Origin of the sequence: Methylobacterium gregans (assembly GCF_022179245.1) — a bacterium.
In the GTDB taxonomy this organism is placed as follows: Bacteria; Pseudomonadota; Alphaproteobacteria; order Rhizobiales; family Beijerinckiaceae; genus Methylobacterium; species Methylobacterium gregans.
Map to the genome: position 1 here is coordinate 64,213 of NZ_BPQM01000052.1, position 23,244 is coordinate 87,456.

Sequence of the window (23,244 nt, forward strand, 5' to 3'; positions counted from 1 at the left end):
CGCGGCACCTGCGAGGAGATTCCATGCCGACCTCTGACGAGCGCGACTACCAGCCGATCGAAGCCTACGCCCTGCTGGGCAATTGCGAGGGATGCGCGCTCGTCGCCCGCGACGGCTCCCTCGACTGGGCCTGCCTGGAGCGCTTCGATGCCGATCCTATCTTCTCTCGCCTTCTCGACCGGCGGCGCGGCGGCTACTTCGTGCTGCGGCCCGAGGGCACCTACGAGACGACGCGGCAATATCTCAGCCGCACCAACATCCTCCAGACCACATTCACGACCGCCGAGGGCTTCATCCACCTCTACGACTTCATGGTCGGCCCCGAGGGCGGCGAGGATCGGCCGCGCCTCGTCCGCCTCGTCTCCGGCTTGTCTGGGCGGGTCCCGATGGTGGCCTTGTACCGCCCGCTAGCGGGGTTCGCCGAGACCTTCGCGCCGTTGAGCGTGTCGGGCGGGCGCGTCACCGCCGAGGGGTGCCCCGGGCTTGCGTCCGATGCGCCCTTCGCGTTGGAGGAGGAGGTGGCAGTCGCCCGCTTCACTCTCGGCCGCGACGAGAGCCGGTACTTCGCCCTGTATCTCGGCGAGCCGCCGCAAGCGCCGCCGGACGCGCACGCGCTGATGGAGGCCGTGCGCCGGACCTGGGCGCGGTGGACGCAAGATTCCGCCTATGTCGGGCCGCTGGCCGACGAGCTGATGCGCTCGGCGCTCGTGCTCAAGATGCTGACCTACGAGCCGACGGGGGCGATCGTTGCCGCGGCCACGACCTCGCTGCCCGAAGAGGTTGGCGGGATCCGTAACTGGGACTACCGCTTCTGCTGGATCCGTGACGCCTGCCTCTCCTTCTACGTGCTCAAGAAGTTCGGCATGTCCCGCGAGGCGGAAGGGTTCTTCGCGTTCGTCAGCGCCCTGTGCGAGCGCGGGGACGGGCAGCTCAAGCCGCTCTACAGCATCGCGGGTGAGGCCGATCTCGAGGAGACAGAGATCGGCCATTTCGAGGGCTGGCGCGGCTCGGGTCCGGTGCATCACGGCAACGGGGCGGCCGACCAGCATCAGGCTGACGCCTACGGGCAGGTACTCGACCTGTTCTACCTCTACGAGTGCCTGGGCGGCACCCTGTCGGAGGATCTGCGCCGGCATGGGGCGCGGCTGGCCGACATCTCGGCTGCGCGCTGGCACGAGCCCGATGCTGGCCTGTGGGAGCCGAGGAAGCCCGAGCAGCGCTACCTGCACGCCGCGATCATGAACTGGGTCGCCCTCGACCGCGCGATCCGCCTGTTCGGCGAGCGGGAGCCTTGGAGCACCGAGCGCGACCGCATCGTGGATTTCGTCAACGGAGCGGGCGTGCATGCCGATGGGTACTACCCGCAATACCTCGGCAGCGACGAGGTCGACGCCGCTCTGCTCATCGCACCGATGGTGGGCTTTCCCGTCGAAGAGGCTGTGTTCGCTCGGACCGTCGCGGTGATCGACGAGCGCCTGGGCCACGGCCATCTCGTCTACCGCTACAAGAACGACGACGGTCTGCCTGGCCACGAGGGCACCTTCCTGCTCTGCGCCTTCTGGATGGTCGACGCCCTGCTCTGGCTCGGGCGTGAGGTGGAGGCGCGCTCCCGCTTCGCCGCCTTGCGCGTGCTGCAGAACGACGTCGGCCTGATGGCCGAGCAGACCGCCGAGGACGGTGCCTTCCTTGGGAACTTCCCGCAGGCGTTCAGCCATCTCGGTCTGATCCACTCGGCCCTGGTGCTCGACCTGTACGAGCATGGGGGGCGCGACGCCGTCCAAGGCACCTACGCCGATCGAACGTTGCGCGAAACCAACACGCGCCGGGCCCCCGACATCGCCAATGCGGCCTGACCTTCCGAGCGCACAGTCCGATCAGGAGACGCCCCCATGGCACGCATCGGTTATCACGTCTCGCACGAGCAGCATGCTCCCTCGTCGCTGCTGCGCTACGTCGGAGTGGCGGAGGCCGCAGGGTTCGTCTGCGCCATGTCCTCCGAGCACTTCAAGCCCTGGAGCAACGCGCAAGGGCACTCGGGGAACGCTTGGTCTTGGCTCGGCGCCGCGCTCGCGCGCACCCAGCTACCTTTCGGGATCATCACGGCACCGGGCTACCGTCACCATCCGGCGGTGCTGGCCCAGTCCGCCGCCACCCTGTCGGAGATGTTTCCCCGGCGCCTGTGGCTGGCGCTGGGTTCGGGCCAGCGCCTTAACGAGGACGTGACCGGGCTGCCCTGGCCGGAGAAGGCCGAGCGCACGGCGCGGCTTGCCGAATGCGCACAGGTGATCCGGGCGCTGTTCGAGGGGGAGACCGTGACCCACCGCGGCCGCGTCACCGTCGTGGAGGCCAAGCTGTACTCTCGTCCCGCGCATAGGCCGATGCTGATCGGTGCGGCGGTGACACCGGACACGGCGCGCCGGGTGGCGGAATGGGCCGACGGCCTCGTCACGGTGGGGATCGAGCCGGACAAGCTGCGCCCGGTGTTCGAAGCGTTCTGGGAAGGCGGGGGCCAGGGTAAGCCGGTCTTCCTCCAGACCAAGGTGTGTTGGGACCCCGATCCGGCCCGCGCGCTCGCTGAGGCTCACACGCAATGGGCGAGCAACATGCTGGAAGGGGACGTCAACTGGGAGCTGCGCAGCCCCGAGAATTTCGAGACCGCAGCGCGCTTCGTGCGCTCAGAGGATGTGCCTGGCTACGTACGCGTCTCCTCCGACCTCGGGCGGCACGCTGCCTGGCTCGCCGAACTGGCTGGCCTCGGGCCGGCCGAGATCATCGTCCATCAGGTCGCGGGTGATCAGAGCCGGTTTGCCGAGGCCTTCGGCCGCCATGTACTTCCGCAGCTGGGATAGGGGTTGCCGAGATGGACATCGCCTCTCGGGCGCGGCGCAGGTCGAATCCGATGGCCGGCAGCTACGGGGACCGTGCGATCGCGTGCCGGAACGAACGATGGCTAGCTCGAGCGGAGTGGGCCATGTAGCCACCCATGATCCATCTCGTCTTCGGCCTGCCCGCCCTGTACGTCGTCGCACGGGTGAAGGGCCCTTGCCCGTCGCACTCAAGCTTGGCGCCGCCGTCTGCCTGTTGGCGGCGTCCCAGTTCCATCTGTGGAGCCGCCTCTCCTCCGGGTCGATCTTCGCGCCCGAGTTCCCCCGTGCGCTGGTGATCCTGTTCAACGGAGCGCTCGGCGCGACCGTGCTGCTCGCCTACATGCAGCTCGCGCTGGACACGGTGGCGTGGACGTCCCGGGTCATGCCCGGGGGCGGATGGGTGGTATCGACCGCGTGGCGGTGCGCAGCGGCTCTGGTGGCCCTGCTCGTGTCACCGCTACGCGACCAACCCGAGGCCGACGACACAGCCGACCAGCGCGACCAGCGAGAGCGTGAAGCCGAGGCCCGCCTGAATCAGGCTCGGTCCGTTGCCACTCACGCGTGAATCTTCAGCGCTGCTCATGCCGCCCCACCTTGGCTGTTTGGATTGAGCGGAGAACGTGAGTCGGAGGTGGGTGGTTCCTGTCATATCGCTCCGGCGCTCGTGCCGCATGCAACGAGGGTGAAAGGCTTCACCTTACATGCGCGCTAGGCTGACCTTCGCGAGACCGGAGAGGCCGATGGATCGGGCCGAAGCGTTGGAAAGGTCGATCACGCGCCCGCCGGCATACGGTCCACGGTCGTTGATCCGCACCACAACGGAACGGCCGTTGCTGTTGTTCGTCACGCGCACCTTCGTGCCGAAGGGCAGCGTGCGGTGGGCCGCGGTGAGCGCATGAGTGTTGAAGCGCTCGCCATTAGCGGTCGTCCGGCCGTGGAAGCCGGGACCGTACCACGAGGCGACGCCAGCTTGAGCCCGCACTGCCGAACGCGCCTCGACACCGGACGCTGTCACACAGGCGGCTGCGGCAAGAGCGAATAGAGCAAGTCGAGCACCCGAGATCATGCCTGCATTCCCGTTGTTATTCGATGGGCCGGCAAAATGCCTCGGAATGTGACCGCACTATGGTGCGGTGCGATATAGCAGAGCGGCTATGCGTTAGCCTCGATCTTGAAGGATGATATACCCAATCTGATCGGCGGATACTCGGCCTTGCCCGTTTGGCCTGCTGAGAGGGTCCTGCCACTATGCCTTGCTGCCCGTCCTAGTCTGCGGCAGGGTTGTTCGGTGCCACGAAGAAATCGTCCTTCAGACCCATGGCCCTTCGGCTCCCAGGGGTGAAAAGTGGCCGAGCCGACGATCTCAGTGATGGGTTTCAATGTCCCTTCGCATGGATTTCCTCATGGGCTGCCTCTGCCTTGGCCTAGTCGGCTCTGTTGGCGCGGGCGAAGCCGCAGCGCCGATTGGGGTCAAGCGCTGGCTATCGTCCGTGCTCGCCAAGATTGAGGCAGCCGACCGCTCCCGTGCAGCGGGGCAGAATGGAGGCCGCTCCGCTGTGGTCGGGGTTCGGGTTCGCGTCGGCGAGGATGGCTCCGTGCTGGCGGTAGAGGTGGAGAAGGGTTCTGGAACGTCCAGCCTTGATGAGCGTGCTGTTGCTGCTATCAAAGCCGCAGGCCCATTCGCGCCGCCGCCTGCGCAGACGCTGATGCCCAATGGCACCACCGAGTTGAGCTTCCCGCTCACCCTACCCGGACAACGCTGAGCCTCAGGAGCAAGCTTCTAGCAGCCGGAACAGATCGGCTTGGAGGCTCGTGTGCCATCGCTCATCAGACGCGACAGAACAGCATCCTTGTTGATGGACGAAGCCGCCGCTTCGGGCGTTCCGACGCCACCCTGTCCGGCCGAGAGCGCTGGTACATCGCTGCCAAACGCGCCGGACGCGGTGCGGCTCGGTCCGGCGGGGCTTATGGGCAACGGAGGAGTGGTTTGACCCGACAGCGCTGCCGGCTCAACGCGCCATTTCGAGCGAGCAGGAGCAGAGCGCTGGAGTACCTCCAGGGGATTCACACCAGGGCCTGATCCCCGATAGGCCAGCGTTGATTCATCTGGGCCCTCCACGACCACCTGCGTGCTGGCGACACCTTCCACCTGAACCAGGGCGAACAGGGCCGCTGCATGTCGCGGCGCGAGCCGCACACATCCGTGCGACGCTGGGCGCCCAAGCTGACGTCCGTGGTTGGTCCCATGAATCGCGTGCCCGTCCGGCGTGAAGAAGATCGCGTAGGGCATTGGGGCGTTGTCCCACTCCCGAGAAAAGTGGGTACGCGCCATGCGAAGCGGCCGGAACGATCCGCTGGGGGTGTCATAGCCCGCAGCACCCGTCGAGACCGGCCATGTGTAGCGCGGCTGCCCATTCACGGAGACCACCATCCGCTGGCTGGCCTTGTCGATGCCGATCAGGACGTCTGACGAGGCTGGGTGGGCTACGAACGCCGTCAGCATGGCCGGAAGGCAGGGAAGCATCAGAAGCCGCATGGATCTCCCCGGGACCGCACCTGCGGCCCAGGTTACCTTGACCATACGCGTCTTCAAGCGCCAACATGGTGGCGATCCCGTGCCGGCGCTGGACCCGGAGACGCTGTCAGGCGCAGGTGATCGCAAGTTGGCTTATAGGAAGCTCTCCGGTGCGACGTGGGGCCGGGTGCGGTAAATCTCGCCAAAAAAGGCACCAGATGACGCTGGAAGCCGCTCCTGGGCCGCTACAAACGATCTGGGGGGCATCAGCGGGCAGGCCTGCACCTGTACGGGGTCGAGGTCGTGAAGATGCCGCCCTGTCGGGTCGGTGATCTGCGGCGGCACGCACTCGACGGCGGGTACAAGGCCGCTGCGAAGGCGCACCTGCCCAGGCCGCAACGTGTGCTGACGATGATTAGCGGCTGCGGCTCTGCCCCGTCCGGCTCCCAAGGCTGGGTGAGACCGGAGCCGCTTCAATTGCGGGTTCGGGTAGAGCACCGAGCAGCCGACCCAACAGCCCTCCGGGCCGATTGCCCTGAGCAGCTACGATCCGGTTGGCCTCCTCGACGCTCATGCCGCAGGCGGTAGTCATGCCACGAAGCGTGCTCAGAGCCCGTTCATATTCAGGGAGATTGACGCATCCCGGTACTCCCCATGCCAGAACCGGGACGGGTGCCGACATGCCGGCGACCAGCGTGATCGCCACTACGCGCGCCTTGATCTGCGTGATCATGTCGTTCTCCTCCTGCTGACCCGATGGCAGGCGGCAGCGCCCGATGTTTGAGTGACTCTCTAGCTGGGATCAGTTGCGGGTATGTTCTAGTGGTCGAAGTACGACGCCCGGTACCCACCCGCGGGGTCCGGATGGGGTGGCGAGCGGGCTTTGACCCTGCGGCTGATACCGGACGTTTGGCCTTCAGCCCCCCTCTTTGTTCAGCGACCTTTTCTGGTGCTTCTGATTGGAAGTTCTCAAATCACCAAACACGGGCCCAGCAGGGTACGCCGGCCCGAGGCCCAGGCGTGGGGCTTCAGCCCGGACTGCGTCGACAGGGCTGCATCACTCAAGCGTGAATTCTGTCCCAGCAACGATCGCCAGCACGAACGATTGGGCAGGGGGCCGCCACGATCGAGGCGCGCTTTTCATCCCCCTGGATCGATGAGTTTTCGATGACGCCTCAACTCTGGCTCTGGCTTGGCTTCGCCGGCATGGCGGCGGGCGCCGCCGCGATCCTGTTTATGGGAAAACGGCGGACGCCTGCCGAGGAGGCGGATACGATCATCCACGGGATCGTGCCGATCATCGCGGCCTGCTCCTACTTCGCCATGGCAACTGGACAGGGAAGCATCGTCCTGCCCGCGGGTCCTGACGCAGCCGAGGCCGCGCGTCAGTTCTACTTCGCCCGCTACATCGACTGGACCTTCACCACGCCCCTGCTGCTCCTCGGCCTCTCGCGGACGGCGATGCATTCGGGAATGCGTCGGCCGGCCATCGTCTGGGGCCTGATCGGGTCCGATCTGATCATGATCGTGACCGCACTCGCCTTCGGCCTGTCGACGGTCGCCTGGATCAAGTGGACTTGGTTCGCCATCTCCTGCGGCGCGTTCCTGGCCGTGTTCTACGGGATCTTCGTGCAGTTGCGCGAGGAGAACGCCGCCGAGCGCGCCGACGTGCAGTCCGCCTTCCGGCGCAACGCCGTGTTCCTCACCGTCGTCTGGTGCATCTATCCCGTCGTGCTGCTCGTCGGCCAGGACGGCCTTGGCATCCTGTCACCAGCGATGGCTCTGGGCGTGGTCGCGCTCTCGGACCTGACCGCCAAGGTTGCCTACGGCGTCGTGGCGACCCGAGAGACGACGCGAGCGGTCGACCGTGATCTGGCCGAGGGCCGCACCCCAGCCGCACCCCTGCGCCGGGCGGCCTGACCGGGATGGCGGCTCGCGCATCCGGTCCCACCCTCGGGGTATCAAGCGAGGCGAGCCGCCGACGTTCGGTCTTGGTGGGAGCGAAGCGCCTTCCCGTGGCAGGCGCTCTCGTAGCGCTCGCCCTCGTCGCGTCCGCGACCCTGCCGCGCGAAGCGTCCTGGCTCGCAGCCCTGGCGGCGGTGATCGTGCTGGGTGTACCGCACGGCGCTCTGGACGGGGCGGTGGCAGCGCCTCTGTTGCGTCCTCGCTACGGGCGGGCCTGGTTCGGGGTGTTCGCCGTGCCCTATCTCGGGCTCTCGGCTCTGGTGCTCCTGGCTTGGCAGGCCGCACCCATGACGACCCTGGTGGGCTTCCTCGCCCTCTCCATCCTCCATTTTGGCGAAGAGGATGCCGGCCCAGGCCGCCCCTTCGAGCTTCTCGTGCGAGGTGGAGCCCCGATCGCCTTGCCGGCATTGCTGCGACCTGAAGAGACGGCGGAGGTGTTCGCCCTCGTGGCGCGGGTGCCGATGCCGCTGCTCCCTGCGTGGTGGACCGTTGCGGCCTGGCTCTGGCTCGCCCTCGCGGTCGTCTGGCTCCTCGGGCACCTGCGCCGGTGGGAGGTGCTGGCCGAGGTCCTGATCTTAGTGGCCGCCTTTCGGCTTTTGCCGCCGCTCACGGCCTTCGCGCTCTACTTCATCGGCCTCCACGCCCCGCGCCATATGCGGGCCCTGATCCGCGACCCGGTTCGGGCTCCCGGCATCAACACGTTGGGGCGGGCCGTCGTTGCTGCGCTGCCGGTCTTTGCTCTGACGCTGCTCCTCGGTGCAGCCCTGTGGCCGCTCTATGCCGCCGGCTCGCCCAACAAAGCCGGCGCACTCCTGACGCTCACCCTGCAGGGCCTCTCGGCTCTGACGGTGCCGCATGTCCTTCTCGACCGCCTCGCGACCCGGCACAACGAACACCGCACGGGCGCTGGCCTGCACGGCACTTGATGGGAGCCAACTGATGCGGCGCCTTGCCTTGAATCTTCATGCTGACTGCTTTCATTGCCGGCCCGGCCGTTGCTGAACAGGATTTGCTGCTCGGGGGTGATATGGGCTCGGCTGCTATGATCAAGGCTGAGATGACCGGGGCCGCTGTCGAGGTTCTGATTGCCAAGGCAGATGGCCAACCCATCGACCTCTCCGATGAGGCACTCGCCGGTGTCGACCTGTCCGGCCTGAACCTGAAGAGCGCGAACTTGCGTATCGCTCGGCTCGACAAGACCAACCTGAGCGGGGCCGACCTGACTGGGGCAAACCTGGAGCAGGCTTGGTTCATCAGGGCCGACCTCTTTGGTGCGAAGCTCGTCGGTGCCAATATGTTCGGCATCACTGCTTGAGACGCCAATCTCGGCGGCGCCGACCGAAGCTCGGCTCATCGAACGCAAGGGCCAGGACAGCGCTAAGGATTGGTCGGCCCGCGTGAACGTCGACCGAGCGATCACCCAAGCGTCAAACTAAACCACTTCACCCGGTCATATCTTATGCCGGACAAAGTGGGCTGCAAGCGGACCTTCGCAGGGCCTGCTATGGGTCGGTAGCGGGCCGGCAAGGATCTACCCTGAGTGATCATGCCACCGGCTCATTCACGAACCATTGGCACCAGCCAGATTGGAACCGCCGACAGTTGGCGAGTTTAACCTGGGTGAGGAATGCGCAGGGCCGTTCGTATGAGCTTTACGGTTGTGAACGGGGGAGACGATCACGAGCTAGAAGACGCGGTACGTCGAGGGGTAGCAGACGGTCTGGCCCGGATGCTTGGAGTGCCCAGACACTCAGACAGCGTCCAAGCGATGCTTGATCAGGACGCTCGCACTGAGAATGACCGCCTTGAGCCTTCTGTTCGGGTCACAGCGAGTTTGGATCAAAACGCCCGATAAGCTGGAACGCTCTCTCTGAGCACTCTCCGATCGAAATTGGGCTGGCTGATATTCAGTCATTCCAGCTATAGAATGTCGTTCGCTAAACAGCCGGAAAGAGAACCTTTTGAAAGCTAGCGAAGGGTATTAACAATCCCCTCGCTGATTGTATTAAGCGTCGGGTTTTACCAACTAGTCGGCATACTCCGTTCCGATCTCTACGCGCTCCAACCCCTGCGGCGTCATGCGGAATCGCGCCAAGATCCGGTTCTTGTCGTTGACGAGGATCGACTGCGTGGGCTTCCCCTTGGGGCCCTTTTTGGACTTGAAGTTGTACGCTAAGCGGCTACCCGTGGCCTGTATGGCTCCGTCCAAATCCTCGCTGGGATGAGGTATGTCGGGCACGCCCGCATCGCCGATGTTCGTGCAGTAGACCTTGATCGTCAGGAACTGAGTCACGGTGCTCTCATACTCAGCGGCAAGCGCGGGGTGGCCCCACAGACCGCGCGCCGTTACGGGCGTCAACCCGCAGTAGCCGCTTGACTCGTCGCGCGAGCCCCGGGGGCAGGGCCACGTCTCACCTCTCCTGAACATCCCGTTCGACGCACGCCGGTACTCGCGGCCGGTTCCGCGCATCCTCGCTGATCCCGGAGGCCAGTGCACTCGGCACAGGCCGCGAGGATGTCAGTGGCCATAGCGCAAACGTAGCATTCAACCCTTGAATGCCCAGATCAGTCCGATGGGCTAGGGCTGTTCGGGGTCAAAAGGAAACCGTTGCGCTGGGCAACAGATGGCACAGCAACAGGGCTTGAGTACTAGGTCTGGTCTGCAAGTAGGGGGTGCCTATCCCGCGTGCGGCGCTACCAAACCGCTAAGCAGTTTTTGCAATGCCGCTGCAGTCGGCTTCTGTGTCTCGTCCACGAGAATGAAGAGCGCCTCGGCCGAGATCGTGGTGTCTGGCGGAGGATTGCTGTGCGGCTGGCCCTGGGCATCCGCATAGCCGACAGGGGTTCCGAAGTTCGCCTCGAGCACGGCCAGCACGATCCGGGACCACGTCAGGCCATCCACCTTCACGTCGAAGCGGAGGCACTCGTCGCCCTCACTGGAGAACAGCCGCTCGATGATCCATTCGGTCCCGGGCGCGACGATGGCGCGAACAATCATCTCGGGGTAGCCGCGCAGTGGGCGCACGATGGCGGACGCGCCCGCACGCTTCAGGCGCTCGCGGTTGAGGTCGTCCACGCATTCCGCGACGATGCGGGCAGTGATGCCGCGCTCCCGTAGGCGGTGGATGATGTCGAAGGTGCGGCTGTCGGAGAGCCGGTCGCCTTCCTGCTCGGCCAGGATGACCAGCACACGAGCCTGATCGACACCTGCCGCCTCGAGCGCCGCGGGGTCGTCGAAGCGGCCCTTTAGCTGAACGATGAGCGGGTCGTCCTCGAGATCCGGCGGCAGCCCGTCAGGGAAGGCTTCCGTCAGGATGAGGGAGGGTACGCTGGCGTAGTTGGCGTGCGAGCGGTGCAACTGGTCGAGGAGCCGCCGAAGGTAGTCGCCGGGCTCGTCCGCGGGGGCGTTCACGAAGACGATGTGGTCGCGCATATCCCACCTCCACTCGCCCCGCCGCTTGCGCTCGCGCCGCAGGATCCTGAACTCGAAGAAGGCGCTGCCTGCCTGCGTCAACAGGAAGATGCCCGAGAGGTAGATCAGCACGATGGTGGCGGCGCGCCCTGCCGTCGTCTTGGCCGAGAAGTCGCCGTAGCCGGTCGTGGTGATGGTGGTGAAGGTCAGCCAGATCGCCTCGCCGAGGCTGAGATGCTCGAAGGCGACCATCGAGACGACGTGCAGGCCGATCAGGATCAACAGCCCGACAAGCGCGAAGCGAATGCGATTGCGCAGGTCGCGCACCACGCTCCGGCGAAACCGCAGCGGTCGCATTCGGGATCGCCGTGTGCGCGCCATCAAGGTGAGGTCACCTTCTCCGCGAACAGCTAAGCCGGGGCCTTAGCCGGCCCTAATCGTTCGTCTGCCACATGAACTAGGCCCGCCATTGGATGCGCGCCGCCAAGTGGCCGATGCGTGTTATCCACCGTTTCCACAGCCTCCATCCCCAGCGTTGACCCGAGCCGCCGGAGCAGCATGTTCATGTTTTGTTCGATCCGCTGAGGCTGAGGATGTTGGACCGTGCGACCGAAACTGAGCCGACGGAGGCAGAGCGCATCGCTCACGCGTATCGGGTTGCAAGCGGCGGCAACGCCTGGGCCGCGCTCGTGCGCGCCGTCGAGGATGCGCTCACGGATCTGGCCGAGGCCGAGCGGCGCTCGCTGCGCCGTGACCGGCTGATCTCATACGGGTACGTTCGTGGTCGCCATGACGGCGGCGGTCGCTAGATGGAGCGTCTGTGCGATCTCCGGGGGCGTCGCCTCATCATCGAGTGTACGCCCTGCGGACGACGTGGCCACTACGACCTCGACCGCCTGCGGCACCGCTTCGGGCAGCACGCCTGCGTCTACGAGGTCTACGTCCAGCTGACCCAGACCTGCCGGTATCAGCACCCGCTCGGTGCGCGGCGGCCAAACCAGTACGGCCGGGCTTGCAGGGCGCAGATCGATACGGATCAGCCAAGCTCAGGGAGGCTGCTACCTTCGCGGTCATAGCGGGCGCGCTGACGGCCCGCGGATACAGCACACGCTCCAGCGAGCGCCAGCCAGGGAGCGATCTACTCGCCCAAGGTTTCGGGCATCGTGGGCGGAGATCTGGCACCGCTCTATCGCCCATCAGGCATTTGAGCAGCGTTGCGGGAGCACAGGTGGAACAGGATGCATCGAGCGACACGCAGGCCGCCTCTCAGCGTGAGGTGGCAGGGGAACAGCAGCGCCTCGAACGGAACCGCTCACGGATCGAACGTCTCAGGGACCAGCTTGCCCGCTTGCAGAAGCAACTGCCCTTCGGACGCCGGCTTGCTCGCGGTTCAGCGCATGGTGTGATGTCCGCCATCGCCGCCATCGTCGCCTACCTGCCCACGCAGGCTCTCGGATTGCGAGAGGGCTTCTGGGCCGCCATTACGGCCCTGGCGGTCGCACAAACCGAGTTTGCTGCCGCACGCTCGGTGGCACGCGATCAGTTCGTCGGGGCCGCCATCGGTGGCGTGATCGGGCTCTGCGTCTACCTTGCCGTCGGGCAGAATCTTCCGAGCTACGCGGGCGCCGTGCTGCTCTCGATCGTCGCCTGCTGGCTCGCGCGTGTCGCCAGTGCGGCGCGCCTCTCGGCCATCACGGCTACGATCATCCTCTTGGTACCCCACGTGGGCACCGCCCAGCAGATGCTAGCCTCGCGCGTGTTCGAGGTCAGTTGGGGTGTCTGCGCCGCCATCAGCACCGTGTGGGTGGTCACCCGGATCAACAAGAGGCTGGGTATCAAGGTCTAACCGGTCGGACGGCAGACCAACCATTCCGTGCTGCGTCGCGAGGCCGAGGCGCTGAGCAACCGCGTGGTCACCGACAGACTTGGCCGCAGCGTGACGGCCGGAGATTCCCACTCAGCCCTCTGGCAGTTCCCCGGGCGGTAGCAGTTCGGGCTCGACTTCGCGCTTCTCGGAAGGGCTGGGCGGGGGCTTCTGCGCCGGGCTCGTGGCGCCCGGCGCAGGGGCGGCCGCAGCAGGTCCAAGGAGGTCCTCGGCGCGCTTGAGATTCACCACCTGCGAGCGCGTGGCCGCGACGCGGTACCCGAGCGATTGTGCCGTGGCGCGCAGATCGCGTGCCGCCCTGCGGCTGGCCTCCAAACCGTGGCAGCCTGCGAAGTAGATCGCCCCGAAAGTCGTGAAGCCGCGCATGGTCTCACGGCTGTCCTCGGTGGCGAAAGGCGCCAGAAGGATGCCGACCGTCCGCTCACCCTTCTGAGCCACGACGGCGGGCTTGGTGGGCGAGCAGTAGACGTAGCTGGTCTCCTCGCCACGTGCCTCGCGACCGCTGTAGCTGGCATGGAAGGTTTGGACGCGCAGGCGCTTGAGACTGCCCTCTGCACCTGCGCGCACCGGCTCGATGGCGACGATCCTGAACTCATCGCAGCCATTCGGCTGGCATAGGCCGCGAACGAGGTCCGCCCGATTGTAGTCCTGCGCGACCGCGGGCGCCGCGAGCAGGGCAGCGGCTATAAGGCTTCTGACGAGCATACGGACCCTCGATGAACCGGTGCCGCCCCTAGGGGTCGAGTTTGGTCCCCGCATGGCAGAAACGCGTCACCTGGGCGAAAGGCCCATGCCATTCACCGCCGGCGAAAAGACGTCCGCCAATAGATCAAGCGCGGTTGCGCTCGCCAGAAGACGTGGGTCGTGTTCGAGCCCTCGTAAGTCGATGTTAACTCTATAACCCTCTTACTCGATGCGCGGGGCACGAGCCGTTGAGGCCAGCTGACCGGCTCTGAAGCAGCGAAGGCGAGAGCGATGATGCATTCCCTGCTTACGGGGCAACGCTGGGACCACCGGGCCGTTATGGCCTGGAGACCGCGTCGGGCCGCCGTGCTGCCGTTGATCCTGGGCGCCTGTGCCCTCTCAGGATGGGGCGCGTACATCGGCAAGTCCGCTGAGACGCGCGGTCTGACCGAGCAGATGCGTGTCGCTCGCAGCGAACGCGACGGCTTAGAGGCGCGGATCCAGCGCGCGGAGCAAGTCAATGCCGAGCTTCTGACCACCACGGAGGGCAAGCTCGGCGCGCTTCGTGAGGAGCTACGTCAGACCTTTTCGGCGCGTGAAGCCGTCAAGGCACAGCTTGCAGCCGCACAAAAGGAGCTCGGTGTCTCCAAAAAACGTCTGGAGCAGGCCGCGCGTGATCGCATCACCGAGACAGGCAGCATCAAAGCCGCCGAGCCCCTCAAGAAGCCGTCTTCCAAATCCTGATTTCGAGGCTTCGTTACAAGCCCGCAGACTTACGGTCGCGTCAGAGGCCGTTCTGGCCCGTGCATCGCCGCGCCTCTTTCGGACGGCCGCGGGGTCGCAGGGCGTGAGCGCGGGCCGGTGTCGCTCTACCTGAGCGCCATGGATCGTACTTTCATCATGACCCGAGAGGCCGGACTCGCCCGCCTCGCCGCCGTCATCGACCGGCTCGGGCAACGCTACGCGGCGGAGCGCAACACCGCACCCGGTCCGTATACGGAAACGACGACCTCGGCGCTCTCACCCTACCTGCGCCGCCGATTGATCACGGAGCAGGAGGTCGTCGCCGCGGCCCGCGACACGCACGGCGCGGGCGCGGACAAGTTCGTATCGGAGATGTTCTGGCGGGCCTACTTCAAGGGCTACCTCGAGACCCACCCGGCGATCTGGTCCGACTACCTCCGCCTCGTCGCCGAGGGCGAGCAGCAGCTCGCCGCCGCGTCCGGGTTGCGCCGCACCTACGAGCGAGCCGTCGAGGGACAGACTGGCATCGAGGGCTTCGACGACTGGGCGCGCGAACTCGTCGAGACCGGCTGGCTGCACAACCACGCGCGGATGTGGTTCGCCTCGATCTGGATCTTCACCCTGCACCTGCCCTGGGCGCTCGGTGCGGCCTTCTTCCTGCGCCACCTGCTCGACGGCGACCCGGCCTCGAACACGCTGTCCTGGCGCTGGGTGGCCGGGCTGCACACGCGCGGCAAGCACTACCTCGCCCGGGCCGAGAACATCCGGCGCTACACCGACGGCCGCTTCGATCCGACCGGACTCGATGAGCGGGCCATGCCGCTGAGCGAGGCCGAGATCGCCCCCGCGGTGCCGCTGGCGCCCGCCGATCCCGTGCCCGCCCGCCCGGTCGCCCTGCTGCTCCATCTCGACGATCTGCACCCGGAAAGTCTGCCGCTCGACCCCGCTTGCGTGAGGCGGGTCGGCGGCCTGCTCGCCCCTGCACCGGGCGCGAGCGGCGCGGTGCAGGCAGCCGATGCGGCGGCGATGGCGGACGCCCTGGCCCGAGCGGGGGCGCACTTCTCCTGCCCCGCCGGACCGGCATACGCCGGCTGGTCGGGCGACCTGCCGGTGGTCAGCGCCTGGGCGCCGGTCGGGCCGAGCGCCGCGGCCCTGCCGGCCGGAATCCTGCGGCTGCGGCGAAGCTGGGACGAGGCGAGCTGGCCGCGCGCGACGCGCGGATTCTTCAAGCTGCGCACGGCTATCCCGCGCATCCTCGACGCCGTCGCGGCCTAGGGAGACCGGTCATGGTGAGCCGTCGCGAGGTCGGTGCGGCCGCCCTGGTGGCCGCGAGCCTTCTGCCTCGTTATGCCCAAGCCCGCGAAGCGCCGACTCTGACAGCGACAGCGCGGCCGGTACGCATCGCCATGCTGCTCTATCCGGGCATGACGGCCCTCGACGTGGTCGGCCCGCAAGGCTTGCTCGCGGGCCTCGCGCCCGGCAGCCTCCGTCTCGTCGCTCGGGCGCCCGGCCCCGTGCCGAGCGACACCGGCCTCAGCCTGCTCGCCACGACGAGCTTTGCCGACTGCCCTACCGATCTCGATGTGCTGTTCGTGCCCGGCGGCGACGGCACCCCTGCCCAGATGCGCGACGCCGCTATGCTCGCCTTCCTGCGGGACCGCGCGGGCCGGGCGCGTTGGATCACGAGCGTCTGCACCGGCTCGCTGATCCTCGGCGCCGCCGGACTGCTCGATGGATACCGCGCGACCTCGCACTGGTGCGTGCGCGACACCGTGCTGCCCCTCCTCGGCGCGATCCCGGTCGATGAGCGTGTGGTGTTCGACCGCAACCGTGTCACCGCGTCGGGCATCTCGGCCGGGCTCGACTTCGCCCTCGCGCTCGCCGCCCGCCTGCGAGGTGACGATTATGCGCGAACCGCCCAGCTCGTCGCAGAGTACGCGTTGCAGCCGCCCTTCGCGGCGGGCAGCCCAGCCATGGCGGGACCGGCGATCACCCGCGAGGCCCTTGCAATCCTTGGCGATCTTGTCGCTGGGGCGCGAGCAGCAGCAACGGCGAGTCGCCCCCGTTAGCCGCTTGCTCCGGGCGATCGGTCCTGCCGAGCAGTGGTGCCGTCGCGTCAGGTGAAGTCGCCGAGCTTGTCGCCCGCGTCGCCCTCCTTCGTCAGCGCGTCCGAGCGACCAACTTTCACGGGCGGTGTCGCCAGCTTAGGGGGTGGATCGCCCCCGGCTGCCTGGGGCGGTGCCGGTGGATCGCCGACCGGCTCGGGCGACTCATCGTGTCTTGGTAGCCCACCAATCGTCCATGCAGCCCCGGACGCCGGTCGGCGTCCGGGGCACGCTTCTCACCCGATGATGCCTCGCTTGGTGAGTGCGTCCGACACCAGCCGGAGCGCCTGCTGCTTCTGGTACACCGTGCCTTGCGCCACGAGGCCGTCGATGGCGTAGGCGAGCACTGCCTGGAAAGCCTCGGAAGGCGGGAGCTCCAGGCTCGGGATGACAGCATCCAAAGCCGCTTCCAGTCGTTCCTGCGACGTGCGCTGTCTGGCGCGGCGGATACGATATTGCTGCAGTCTGGTCATGGTCAGCTCCTTCGATGGTGGGGTTCCACCAAGGAGCCTTTACGTGACGAGACCGGTGCTCCGACGAGTAGCGCCTAGCCCTAGATCCGCGGCGCCCAGGTGGGTCAGAACGCGAGACGGATGTCGGTGAGCGGCAGTCCGGCGATTCGGGTATCCCACGTCTCCCCGACCCGGATCGGGTAGGCGTCCGTGAGGGTGCCGGTCGTCACGACCTCGCCCACGGCGAGCACCGGGCTAGCCGGATCGCCGGCCAACACCTCGACCAAGTGCCGCAGCGCCGCCAGGGGACCGCCGCGCAGCACGTTCGCGGCGCGCCCGGTCTCGACGACGGCACCCTCGCGCCGAACCTGGATCTCGAAGCGTCCCAGCGCCTCAAGCCACACGGCCTCGCTGTCGCGCGTCACCGCTACGGGCTCGCCGAGAAAGAGCGCGCCGTGCAGGCCGAACGCCGCGACCGTGTCGGGTGCGCGGAAGCGCCAGCCGGGGAAGAGCGACTGCACGACCTCGAAGCCCGGTGCGACCCAAGCGAGGCAGGCGAGCAGTGCCCGCTCGTCCATGCCCAGCTCCGGGGCTCGGGCCAGCCCGAACACGATCTCGGGCTCGATGCGCGGCTCGACGAAGGACGCGAGCGAGGCCGGACCGGCGAAGTCCGCGAGCTGGTGCAGGGTCGTGTCGTAGACGTAGCCCCAGATCGGCGCCGCGACGTTGTAGGCGTTCCAGATCGTGGTGTTGGTGAAGCCGATCTTGCGGCCGACCACCCGCTCGCCGCGCGCCTCGCGCAGGCGTCGGATCTCGGCAGTGACTCGGTAGGCGCCGCCGAGGCTGAACGACTCATTCTGCTCGGTGAGCGGCGCAATAGGCTGCCGCTGATCCGAGGCCGCCAGGATGTTCGCGGCGGCGCTGGCAAAGGGTTCGATGGTCTGGGGCGGGGCGAGGCTCATGCCGCCGTCCTACCACGCCTCACGCAGGCGATGACCTAACCTCGGGCAGCCCCCTGGCGTGCCTCACGCGACGCGAGCGTGGTCTCCGGCACCCGACACAAACGGCTGCACCAGAACGCGCCGGCCGCTCAGATCGTGCACGCTGACATGCCAATCCGACCAGTCCGCCCGATCATCGAGGCTGCGCATCACCTCCTGGGCGACCTCATCGGCCCGGCGCACCAACCGCTCCGGCACGCGGATGTCTTTGCCGCGCGCGTCGAACACGCACTCCAAACCGTTCGTCGCGTGGAAGCGGTAGCGGGCCATGGTACGCCGATCCTCCGAGCCGAGTGACAAGGGCGCGAGTTCGCCTTTCGTTCCAATCTGGGGGCAGGCGGTGGAAAACTGCAAGCGGCGGGCTGCGGCGCCAGAGCGTTACACCCAGGTTTGAACAACCGACCTGCCTGGGGACTGAGCGGCGATGTGCAATCTCTACAGCCTGACCGCGACGCCCGAGGAGATCCGTCGTTGGTTCGCGGTCACCCGCGACGAGACCGGCAACCTGCCCGCGCTGCCCGCGATCTTCCCTGACCAGCGCGCCCCGGTTGTGCGGCAGGAGGCTGAAGGGCGCCCGCTGACACTGATGCGCTGGGGCATCCCGGGTCCGAAAGCCTTCGGCGAGCACCCGGTCACCAACGTGCGCAACGTGAAGAGCCCGCACTGGCGGCCCTGGCTCAAGCCTGAGCACCGCTGCCTCGTGCCGGTGACCGCCTTCAGCGAGTACGCCGACACCCGGCCGCGCAAGACGCCGGTGTGGTTCGCCCTCGGCGAGGCGCGGCCGCTGTTCGCCTTCGCGGGCATCTGGCGCCCCTGGACCGGCGTACGCGGCACGAAGGCGGAGAACCCCGAGCGGGTCGAGGAGGAGCATCGCCTGTTCTCGTTTCTCACCACCGAGGCGAACGGGGTCGTCGGGCCGGTGCATCCGAAGGCGATGCCAGTGCTGCTCACGACGCCTGAGGAGTGCGCCACATGGCTCGAGGCGCCGACCGATGAGGCGCTGCGGCTACAACGCCCCCTGCCCGACAACCTGATGCAGGAGGTTGCTCGCGGCGAGCGCAAGGACGAGGCCGCTCGCTGACGCCGTCAGACCGCGCAGCCGACGGTCCGGCAGCGCGAGGTGCGTGCTATCAGGGGCGATGCCCTGCCTCCCCGAAGACGTGCGCGCGCTGGCGTTGATGCTGCCCGAGACGGTTGAGGGCGCGCACCAGGGCCACCCTGATTTCCGCGTCGGCGGCCGAATCTACGCAACCCTCTGGACGGACGAGCAGCGCGTCGTGGTCAAGCTGACGCCCGAGGTGCAGGCTGAGTTGATCGACGCAGAGCCAGACGCCTTCGAGCCGGTGCCGGGCAACTGGGGCAGCCGCGGCTGGACGAGCCTCGATCTCTATGCAGCGGAGGAGGAAACGCTGCGCGATGCCTTGCTGTCGGCGTGGAGGACGGTCGCCCCGCCAAGCCTCGTCGCCCGCTACGAAGGGCTTGCGCTTGATCCGGAGCAGGGTCGCCGGGTGATCTCACACAGGCGCGGTCGAAGTTCCGCTTTGCTCCGCGGATAGGCGGATGCAGTAGACGCGTCCCGTACCGCAGATCGCCCTTGGGGTTTTGATCGTCAGCTTCGGCTTGCGTCCTGCCTCGGTCTGCGCTGCACCGGAGGCTCGTAACACTCGCATCATCGCTTCGTGATCGGGAAAGGCTGCCTGAAAACGTGCGGCCGGAATCAGCAACTCCTGACGGCCGCCCGTGCGTCTCAGGAAGCCGCAGGCGGACTCAAATTCGGCTTGCCCTAGGCGGTGGGATAGGCTGGCGACCTCGACGAGATTTGCGCGGTGCTGCTCGACATAGGCGCGGATCGCAGCTTGCGGGTCCTGTCGCATTGGCACATCGCTCAAGGCTTCCCGAGCCACCGCCTGGGCGGCTGCGACGAGGCTCCCCCATCGTTTCGGCAGGACGCCCCAGCGCCGTGCAAGCCGGCCCGCTACCGCGACGAGCGCGAAGCACTTCTGCACACGAGGCTCAGTGATCAAGCCGCTCATTTGCTCGCGGTGGTGGGCGAGCCCATGTGCGAGGCGGGCCCGGAAGCGTTGCTCGTCGCCAGCAACGTTTTTCTGCATGGAGCGAACAAAGGCTGAGCCCGCTGTCCCCCACTGCTCGTCACTTCGCCCACGCAAAGCTTCCGCCGCCTGCGCTGAATCCCGGTAACCGCCACAATTCGCCGTTGGCGACATTGATGACGGGGCGCGGCTCGTCGAGGCGAGAGCGATCAGCACCAGTCGCCCGATGCATTTTCAGAAGCTCGATCACCTCGCGGATGATTGTGCGGCTTCGCTGCCCGACTCGGTTTGTGCTGGCTTCGAGCGACAAGCGGTGCAAGACCACGCCGCCAAGCTCTGCATCGGACAGGGGAGCCCAGTGCGTACCGGTGAAGCGCCGAAGCGCGCCGTCGGTGTAAGCGAGGTGCGCGCCGCCTGCGAACGCCGCATCGAGCACCGCCTGCAGAAGATCCATCGATGAGTGATTCATCGAGTCCATGCTGACGGCCCTGGACCTCGCAGCACATGGCGCATCGAGCCCGGTTTCGATTGAAGCGCCTCTGATCGCAGCAGCATTTTGGAGGTGGAATACGCTCGGCCGCTCTGACACCCAAACACCCTCCGAGACGACGAGGGTGCTGGAGCCGCTCAGAACGGCTTTCAGCAATAACCTCGTATCGGCGGAGGCATCCGCCAGTTCTCTCATGGATGCAGGTGCGCCGGGCCCGCCTATTATGACATCTTCGGCGTTGCGCCTTCCTCCGGTACAGGAGGCCGCCATTGAAGAGCGTTGTGAAGACAGAGGATTAGATCCGCCGCGGTAAGGGTTGACGTGATTTGGTCAAGCCGGATGTTGCTGAGCGGTACAAAATAGTGGTACAAACAGCAACTATCGCGCAGCCGTAAGTGTCTGATTTCGCTCGATTGCAGGCGGTTGGCGTCGGGTCCCTCCCTCGCTACCATCTCACCCCCACTCTTGAGGGGCCGGCGACCACCAGCATCGCCGAGTGGTTCATCCAAGCGGCCTCTGATCTTCACCTGCACCGGGCCGCGAGGGGCCATCCTAAAAAGTCGTCACCGTCTCGATGGGCAGGCAAAGGTCAGCCTCGGCTTTCGTGCCTGCCGTCCGGCTGGCCGATCCTGCGCCGATAAGAGCGTTCAGGACCGCGCCAAGAGCCGAGCGCTTCGCTGGTATTCCGCGATGGCGGCCGGCTCCAGGGTCAGAATCTCGGACGCTGCGTCAGTCATCGCGAGCTTGTCGTCCATGGCTGCGAGATCGCGCGGAATGCACGCCCTCTCGCTCTCCGCTTCAGGCGCCGATCACGACCATCGCTCGATCTGGTGCGCTGCAGAGGGTCAAGTTCCGCAGCCCGAGCCCAGCCTGCCAAAAAAACTCTCGCCCGCCGGCTACGACGTACACACCGAACGTATCGACCTCGATCCGGAGCTTGGTCCCGTATCGGAAGGAAAAGCTTTGCATCTGAATAACTTGCTCCGACCCAAGGCAAGTCATACCAGGTTTACGGGTTCTTAAAAGTTCTTACCGAATTCTAAGTAAATGAAGCATTAACATGTGGTGGCCAGGCCGATTGCGGCCGGCCGAGAGATGGCATCGGAGTTTCGCCTTTATGCTTGTGCTGCTCCGCTTCGGCCCCTAGGCCACAGCCACAACCAGCGTAGCAGGTGCACCGGCAAGCCGGTCCGCCGAGCTGGCCGCACGCGAGTCGGTCCTTCTTCCCCCTGCAGCGCTGGTCCTGCGGTAGCCACGCGCGCCGTGGTCGAGCTGTTTTACGGCTTAGAATCCACACCCCAGAGATGAAGGTCGAACCATATCATTGACCAGATCGATACGTGCAATCGACCGCATCTGTTTGAATGATGGTGCAGTGCGGCGCACATGATCTCTCGACACAGGGCGTCGGCCCTGCCGAACGAGAAAGATCAGCACCATGACCCTTCGCCCCTTCATCCTCGCCGCCCTCGGTGCCGCCACGATGGCGGGCGGCGCGATGGCCGACGAGCGCATCGACCTCACGCCCACGCTCTACCGCGATCAGGCTCGCGCCACGGCGGCCGTACGGCCGGCGTCCGAGCTGACCACCACGCCGCGCCTGGTGCCCGCCGCTCCGGCCGCTGCGCGGATCGTCGCCGAGGCCACCGCCCGCTGATGGGCTGTCGATCGACGCAGAAGGCCCGCCGCTGAGGGACAGCGGCGGGCCTCACAGGCGGCAACGTCGGCCCATCGCTACCGTGCCATCTACCGGCAGCTGAAGGCATGCCTGGGATCGGGGGCAGGCGGGGAGCGGCGACGCTGATGTGCGCAGGCACACGCAGTCGTTCTTGAGCGAGCGAATTTGTGCGACGCGAGAGCCTTGCGGCCTTGTTTGCTGCGCTGCACGGGATACATTGATCCCCGTCGAGCACGCGATGGCGTCGCGGGCACGACTGCCCTTTCTGGGCGTTTCCTCCCTAGACTTTCGGGCCGCTCCTGTATGGGAGTGGCCTTTTTTCTGTCCGGGCCCGCGCTTGTAGACGCCCCTTCCTTTTCGCACAAGCAGGATGATGCGTTTTTGGCAACGCCGCGCACTTTCCTGCGCATCACTCCCCCAATTCCTGCGTTTGGCAACTCGGGAAGGCAGATGAACAGCTCCGGCGATCGCTGCGCTCGGCTTCTATCGCGTCGGGGGACGCGCCGAGGCTTTCTTGCGGGCGCTGCCAGCGCTGCCTGTGCCGCCACCACGGCGGTCAGCGCCGAAGATCAGGCGCAGCGAAACCTACGATTAGCCCGGGAGCACCTCGACCGGCGCCTGCCGGCGATCCGAGCCGCGCTGGCGGAGGCAACGTCCGGGTTCGTGTTCCTGGCCGGCAACTCACACGCGGAGATCGTCGGAACCGCCCTCGCCCGGTGGATGCCCGTGGTCAACGGTGGGATCGGTGGCACCTCGGCCCGCGGCTACGCAGCGCAGCTCGACGCGTTAGTGTTCGGTGCTCGGGCCGGCACCGCCGTGCTGTTCGTCGGCACCAACGACATCCTGCGTCGGGCAGATCCGCTGTCGGAGGCAACCCGGAGCGGGTTCGAGGCTGCTGCGGTTCGTATCCTCGACTGGCTCTGCGCGCACGCGGACAGGGTGCTGGTCGCCGCCGTGCCACCACTCGGCCCGGAGGCGGCAGCGATCCGCGATCCGGCTGCGGTCGACACCTACACGGCGGCTTTGCGCAGCCTCTGTGAGCAGCGCGGACGTCGGTTCTCTTGTCGATTCTTCGATCCGTTCGCAGGCCTCCGCAACGGCGAGCCCGGCTTGACCACGCAGGCTGCTCCGCCCGATGGCGTGCACCTGCGCGACTACGACAGCGTGGCCGCCGAGTTGGCGGCGCTGATGACGGTCCGGTGACAGGTGCCGAAGCGCACTCGGCTTCTGGCATACCAACTGCTAAGCGCTTCGTGTGCCCCGCTTCGGCGGGCGTTTCCTCCCGAGACTCAGCCCGCCCGGCCTCGCCGCGGCGGGCTTTTTGTACCTGCATCTCCCGCGGAAAGACTGCGGCGGGGCAACGATTCGGGCTTTAACCCTTCACCGCCAGTTTGA

General features: G+C 66.7%; 25 protein-coding genes and 2 pseudogenes. 16 read left to right on the top strand and 11 right to left on the bottom strand.

The annotated features are described in order from the left end of the window. Positions 1 to 23 precede the first annotated feature (23 nt). The 3 genes and pseudogenes from MFF54_RS11620 to MFF54_RS11630 form a co-directional block, all read left to right on the top strand. Positions 24 to 1,853, top strand: coding sequence for a glycoside hydrolase family 15 protein (locus MFF54_RS11620; protein ID WP_238302973.1), 1,830 nt, complete (start codon positions 24 to 26; stop codon positions 1,851 to 1,853). 36 nt (positions 1,854 to 1,889) lie between these two features. After that, on the top strand, positions 1,890 to 2,849 hold the full coding sequence (locus MFF54_RS11625; RefSeq protein ID WP_238302975.1) for a TIGR03885 family FMN-dependent LLM class oxidoreductase: 960 nt from the start codon (positions 1,890 to 1,892) through the stop codon (positions 2,847 to 2,849). Between the two features lie 134 nt (positions 2,850 to 2,983). After that, a pseudogene (locus MFF54_RS11630) lies at positions 2,984 to 3,336 on the top strand (metallophosphoesterase); the annotation flags it as partial. A 228-nt stretch (positions 3,337 to 3,564) separates the two neighbouring features. Here MFF54_RS11630 and MFF54_RS11635 read toward each other — a convergent pair. After that, on the bottom strand, positions 3,565 to 3,933 hold the full coding sequence (locus MFF54_RS11635) for a septal ring lytic transglycosylase RlpA family protein (RefSeq protein WP_238302977.1): 369 nt from the start codon (positions 3,931 to 3,933) through the stop codon (positions 3,565 to 3,567). Positions 3,934 to 4,258: 325 nt separating this feature from the next. Between MFF54_RS11635 and MFF54_RS11640 the strand changes: the two genes are divergently transcribed. Then, positions 4,259 to 4,630 (top strand): energy transducer TonB, encoded by a 372-nt coding sequence (locus MFF54_RS11640; RefSeq protein WP_238302979.1) that lies wholly within the window; start codon positions 4,259 to 4,261, stop codon positions 4,628 to 4,630. A gap of 17 nt (positions 4,631 to 4,647) precedes the next feature. Here the strand turns inward: MFF54_RS11640 and MFF54_RS11645 are convergent, their stop codons facing one another. Both MFF54_RS11645 and MFF54_RS11650 read right to left on the bottom strand, forming a co-directional pair. Continuing rightward, the gene (locus tag MFF54_RS11645; protein ID WP_238302981.1) at positions 4,648 to 5,403 is read right to left on the bottom strand and encodes a L,D-transpeptidase; all 756 of its coding nucleotides are present in this window, start codon (positions 5,401 to 5,403) and stop codon (positions 4,648 to 4,650) included. A gap of 394 nt (positions 5,404 to 5,797) precedes the next feature. Beyond that, complete coding sequence (locus tag MFF54_RS11650; RefSeq protein WP_238302983.1) at positions 5,798 to 6,115, bottom strand: hypothetical protein; 318 nt, start codon at positions 6,113 to 6,115, stop codon at positions 5,798 to 5,800. Positions 6,116 to 6,549: 434 nt separating this feature from the next. Between MFF54_RS11650 and MFF54_RS11655 the strand changes: the two genes are divergently transcribed. The 3 genes from MFF54_RS11655 (at position 6,550) to MFF54_RS11665 (ending at position 8,662) form a co-directional block, all read left to right on the top strand. Then, positions 6,550 to 7,302, top strand: coding sequence for a bacteriorhodopsin (locus tag MFF54_RS11655; protein ID WP_238302985.1), 753 nt, complete (start codon positions 6,550 to 6,552; stop codon positions 7,300 to 7,302). A 95-nt stretch (positions 7,303 to 7,397) separates the two neighbouring features. After that, a complete protein-coding gene (locus tag MFF54_RS11660; RefSeq protein ID WP_238302987.1) occupies positions 7,398 to 8,273 on the top strand; it encodes a Brp/Blh family beta-carotene 15,15'-dioxygenase in 876 nt (291 codons plus the stop codon). Between the two features lie 38 nt (positions 8,274 to 8,311). Then, positions 8,312 to 8,662 carry a pentapeptide repeat-containing protein gene (locus MFF54_RS11665; protein ID WP_238302988.1) on the top strand — a complete coding sequence of 117 codons (351 nt, stop codon included), beginning with the start codon at positions 8,312 to 8,314 and terminating at the stop codon, positions 8,660 to 8,662. A gap of 711 nt (positions 8,663 to 9,373) precedes the next feature. On the opposite strand, the gene MFF54_RS11670 is transcribed toward MFF54_RS11665, so the two are convergent. Continuing rightward, positions 9,374 to 9,817: a hypothetical protein gene (locus tag MFF54_RS11670; RefSeq protein ID WP_238302990.1), complete on the bottom strand. Its 444-nt coding sequence runs from the start codon at positions 9,815 to 9,817 to the stop codon at positions 9,374 to 9,376. Between the two features lie 207 nt (positions 9,818 to 10,024). After that, entirely contained in the window at positions 10,025 to 11,086 is a 1,062-nt protein-coding gene (locus MFF54_RS11675; protein WP_238302992.1) for an ion channel, read from the bottom strand. 266 nt (positions 11,087 to 11,352) lie between these two features. Between MFF54_RS11675 and MFF54_RS11680 the strand changes: the two genes are divergently transcribed. Together MFF54_RS11680 and MFF54_RS11685 are read left to right on the top strand one after the other, a co-directional pair. Beyond that, positions 11,353 to 11,568, top strand: coding sequence for a hypothetical protein (locus MFF54_RS11680; RefSeq protein ID WP_238302994.1), 216 nt, complete (start codon positions 11,353 to 11,355; stop codon positions 11,566 to 11,568). A 419-nt stretch (positions 11,569 to 11,987) separates the two neighbouring features. Next, positions 11,988 to 12,605, top strand: a complete 618-nt coding sequence (locus MFF54_RS11685) for an FUSC family protein (RefSeq protein WP_238302996.1) — start codon at positions 11,988 to 11,990, stop codon at positions 12,603 to 12,605. A gap of 111 nt (positions 12,606 to 12,716) precedes the next feature. On the opposite strand, the gene MFF54_RS11690 is transcribed toward MFF54_RS11685, so the two are convergent. Further along, on the bottom strand, positions 12,717 to 13,349 hold the full coding sequence (locus MFF54_RS11690; RefSeq protein WP_238302998.1) for a hypothetical protein: 633 nt from the start codon (positions 13,347 to 13,349) through the stop codon (positions 12,717 to 12,719). Between the two features lie 270 nt (positions 13,350 to 13,619). Between MFF54_RS11690 and MFF54_RS11695 the strand changes: the two genes are divergently transcribed. From MFF54_RS11695 to MFF54_RS11705, 3 genes are all read left to right on the top strand, one after another. Further along, a complete protein-coding gene (locus MFF54_RS11695; RefSeq protein WP_238302999.1) occupies positions 13,620 to 14,072 on the top strand; it encodes a hypothetical protein in 453 nt (150 codons plus the stop codon). 156 nt (positions 14,073 to 14,228) lie between these two features. Next, positions 14,229 to 15,347 carry an FAD-binding domain-containing protein gene (locus MFF54_RS11700; RefSeq protein WP_238303000.1) on the top strand — a complete coding sequence of 373 codons (1,119 nt, stop codon included), beginning with the start codon at positions 14,229 to 14,231 and terminating at the stop codon, positions 15,345 to 15,347. An 11-nt stretch (positions 15,348 to 15,358) separates the two neighbouring features. Beyond that, positions 15,359 to 16,141: a DJ-1/PfpI family protein gene (locus MFF54_RS11705; protein ID WP_238303001.1), complete on the top strand. Its 783-nt coding sequence runs from the start codon at positions 15,359 to 15,361 to the stop codon at positions 16,139 to 16,141. 272 nt (positions 16,142 to 16,413) lie between these two features. Here the strand turns inward: MFF54_RS11705 and MFF54_RS11710 are convergent, their stop codons facing one another. The 3 genes from MFF54_RS11710 to MFF54_RS11720 all read right to left on the bottom strand — a co-directional run bounded on the left by MFF54_RS11710 (position 16,414) and on the right by MFF54_RS11720 (position 17,900). Further along, positions 16,414 to 16,650 (bottom strand): hypothetical protein, encoded by a 237-nt coding sequence (locus MFF54_RS11710; protein ID WP_238303002.1) that lies wholly within the window; start codon positions 16,648 to 16,650, stop codon positions 16,414 to 16,416. A gap of 104 nt (positions 16,651 to 16,754) precedes the next feature. Then, positions 16,755 to 17,591, bottom strand: a complete 837-nt coding sequence (locus MFF54_RS11715) for a 2-keto-4-pentenoate hydratase (protein ID WP_238303003.1) — start codon at positions 17,589 to 17,591, stop codon at positions 16,755 to 16,757. A 63-nt stretch (positions 17,592 to 17,654) separates the two neighbouring features. Further along, positions 17,655 to 17,900, bottom strand: a complete 246-nt coding sequence (locus tag MFF54_RS11720; RefSeq protein WP_238303004.1) for a DUF6894 family protein — start codon at positions 17,898 to 17,900, stop codon at positions 17,655 to 17,657. Between the two features lie 154 nt (positions 17,901 to 18,054). Here MFF54_RS11720 and MFF54_RS11725 point away from each other — a divergent pair, with 154 nt between their 5' ends. Together MFF54_RS11725 and MFF54_RS11730 are read left to right on the top strand one after the other, a co-directional pair. After that, entirely contained in the window at positions 18,055 to 18,711 is a 657-nt protein-coding gene (locus MFF54_RS11725) for an SOS response-associated peptidase (RefSeq protein WP_238303005.1), read from the top strand. Positions 18,712 to 18,769: 58 nt separating this feature from the next. Then, positions 18,770 to 19,123: pseudogene (locus MFF54_RS11730) on the top strand (MmcQ/YjbR family DNA-binding protein); the annotation flags it as partial. Between the two features lie 21 nt (positions 19,124 to 19,144). Here the strand turns inward: MFF54_RS11730 and MFF54_RS11735 are convergent. Both MFF54_RS11735 and MFF54_RS11740 read right to left on the bottom strand, forming a co-directional pair. Continuing rightward, positions 19,145 to 19,741 carry a hypothetical protein gene (locus tag MFF54_RS11735; protein WP_238303007.1) on the bottom strand — a complete coding sequence of 199 codons (597 nt, stop codon included), beginning with the start codon at positions 19,739 to 19,741 and terminating at the stop codon, positions 19,145 to 19,147. 40 nt (positions 19,742 to 19,781) lie between these two features. After that, a complete protein-coding gene (locus MFF54_RS11740) occupies positions 19,782 to 20,159 on the bottom strand; it encodes a hypothetical protein (protein ID WP_238303009.1) in 378 nt (125 codons plus the stop codon). A gap of 1,450 nt (positions 20,160 to 21,609) precedes the next feature. On the opposite strand from MFF54_RS11740, the gene MFF54_RS11745 reads away from it, so the two are divergent. Together MFF54_RS11745 and MFF54_RS11750 are read left to right on the top strand one after the other, a co-directional pair. Beyond that, positions 21,610 to 21,828: a hypothetical protein gene (locus MFF54_RS11745; RefSeq protein WP_238303011.1), complete on the top strand. Its 219-nt coding sequence runs from the start codon at positions 21,610 to 21,612 to the stop codon at positions 21,826 to 21,828. Positions 21,829 to 22,152: 324 nt separating this feature from the next. After that, positions 22,153 to 23,052: an SGNH/GDSL hydrolase family protein gene (locus tag MFF54_RS11750; RefSeq protein ID WP_238303013.1), complete on the top strand. Its 900-nt coding sequence runs from the start codon at positions 22,153 to 22,155 to the stop codon at positions 23,050 to 23,052. Positions 23,053 to 23,244: the final 192 nt, after the last annotated feature.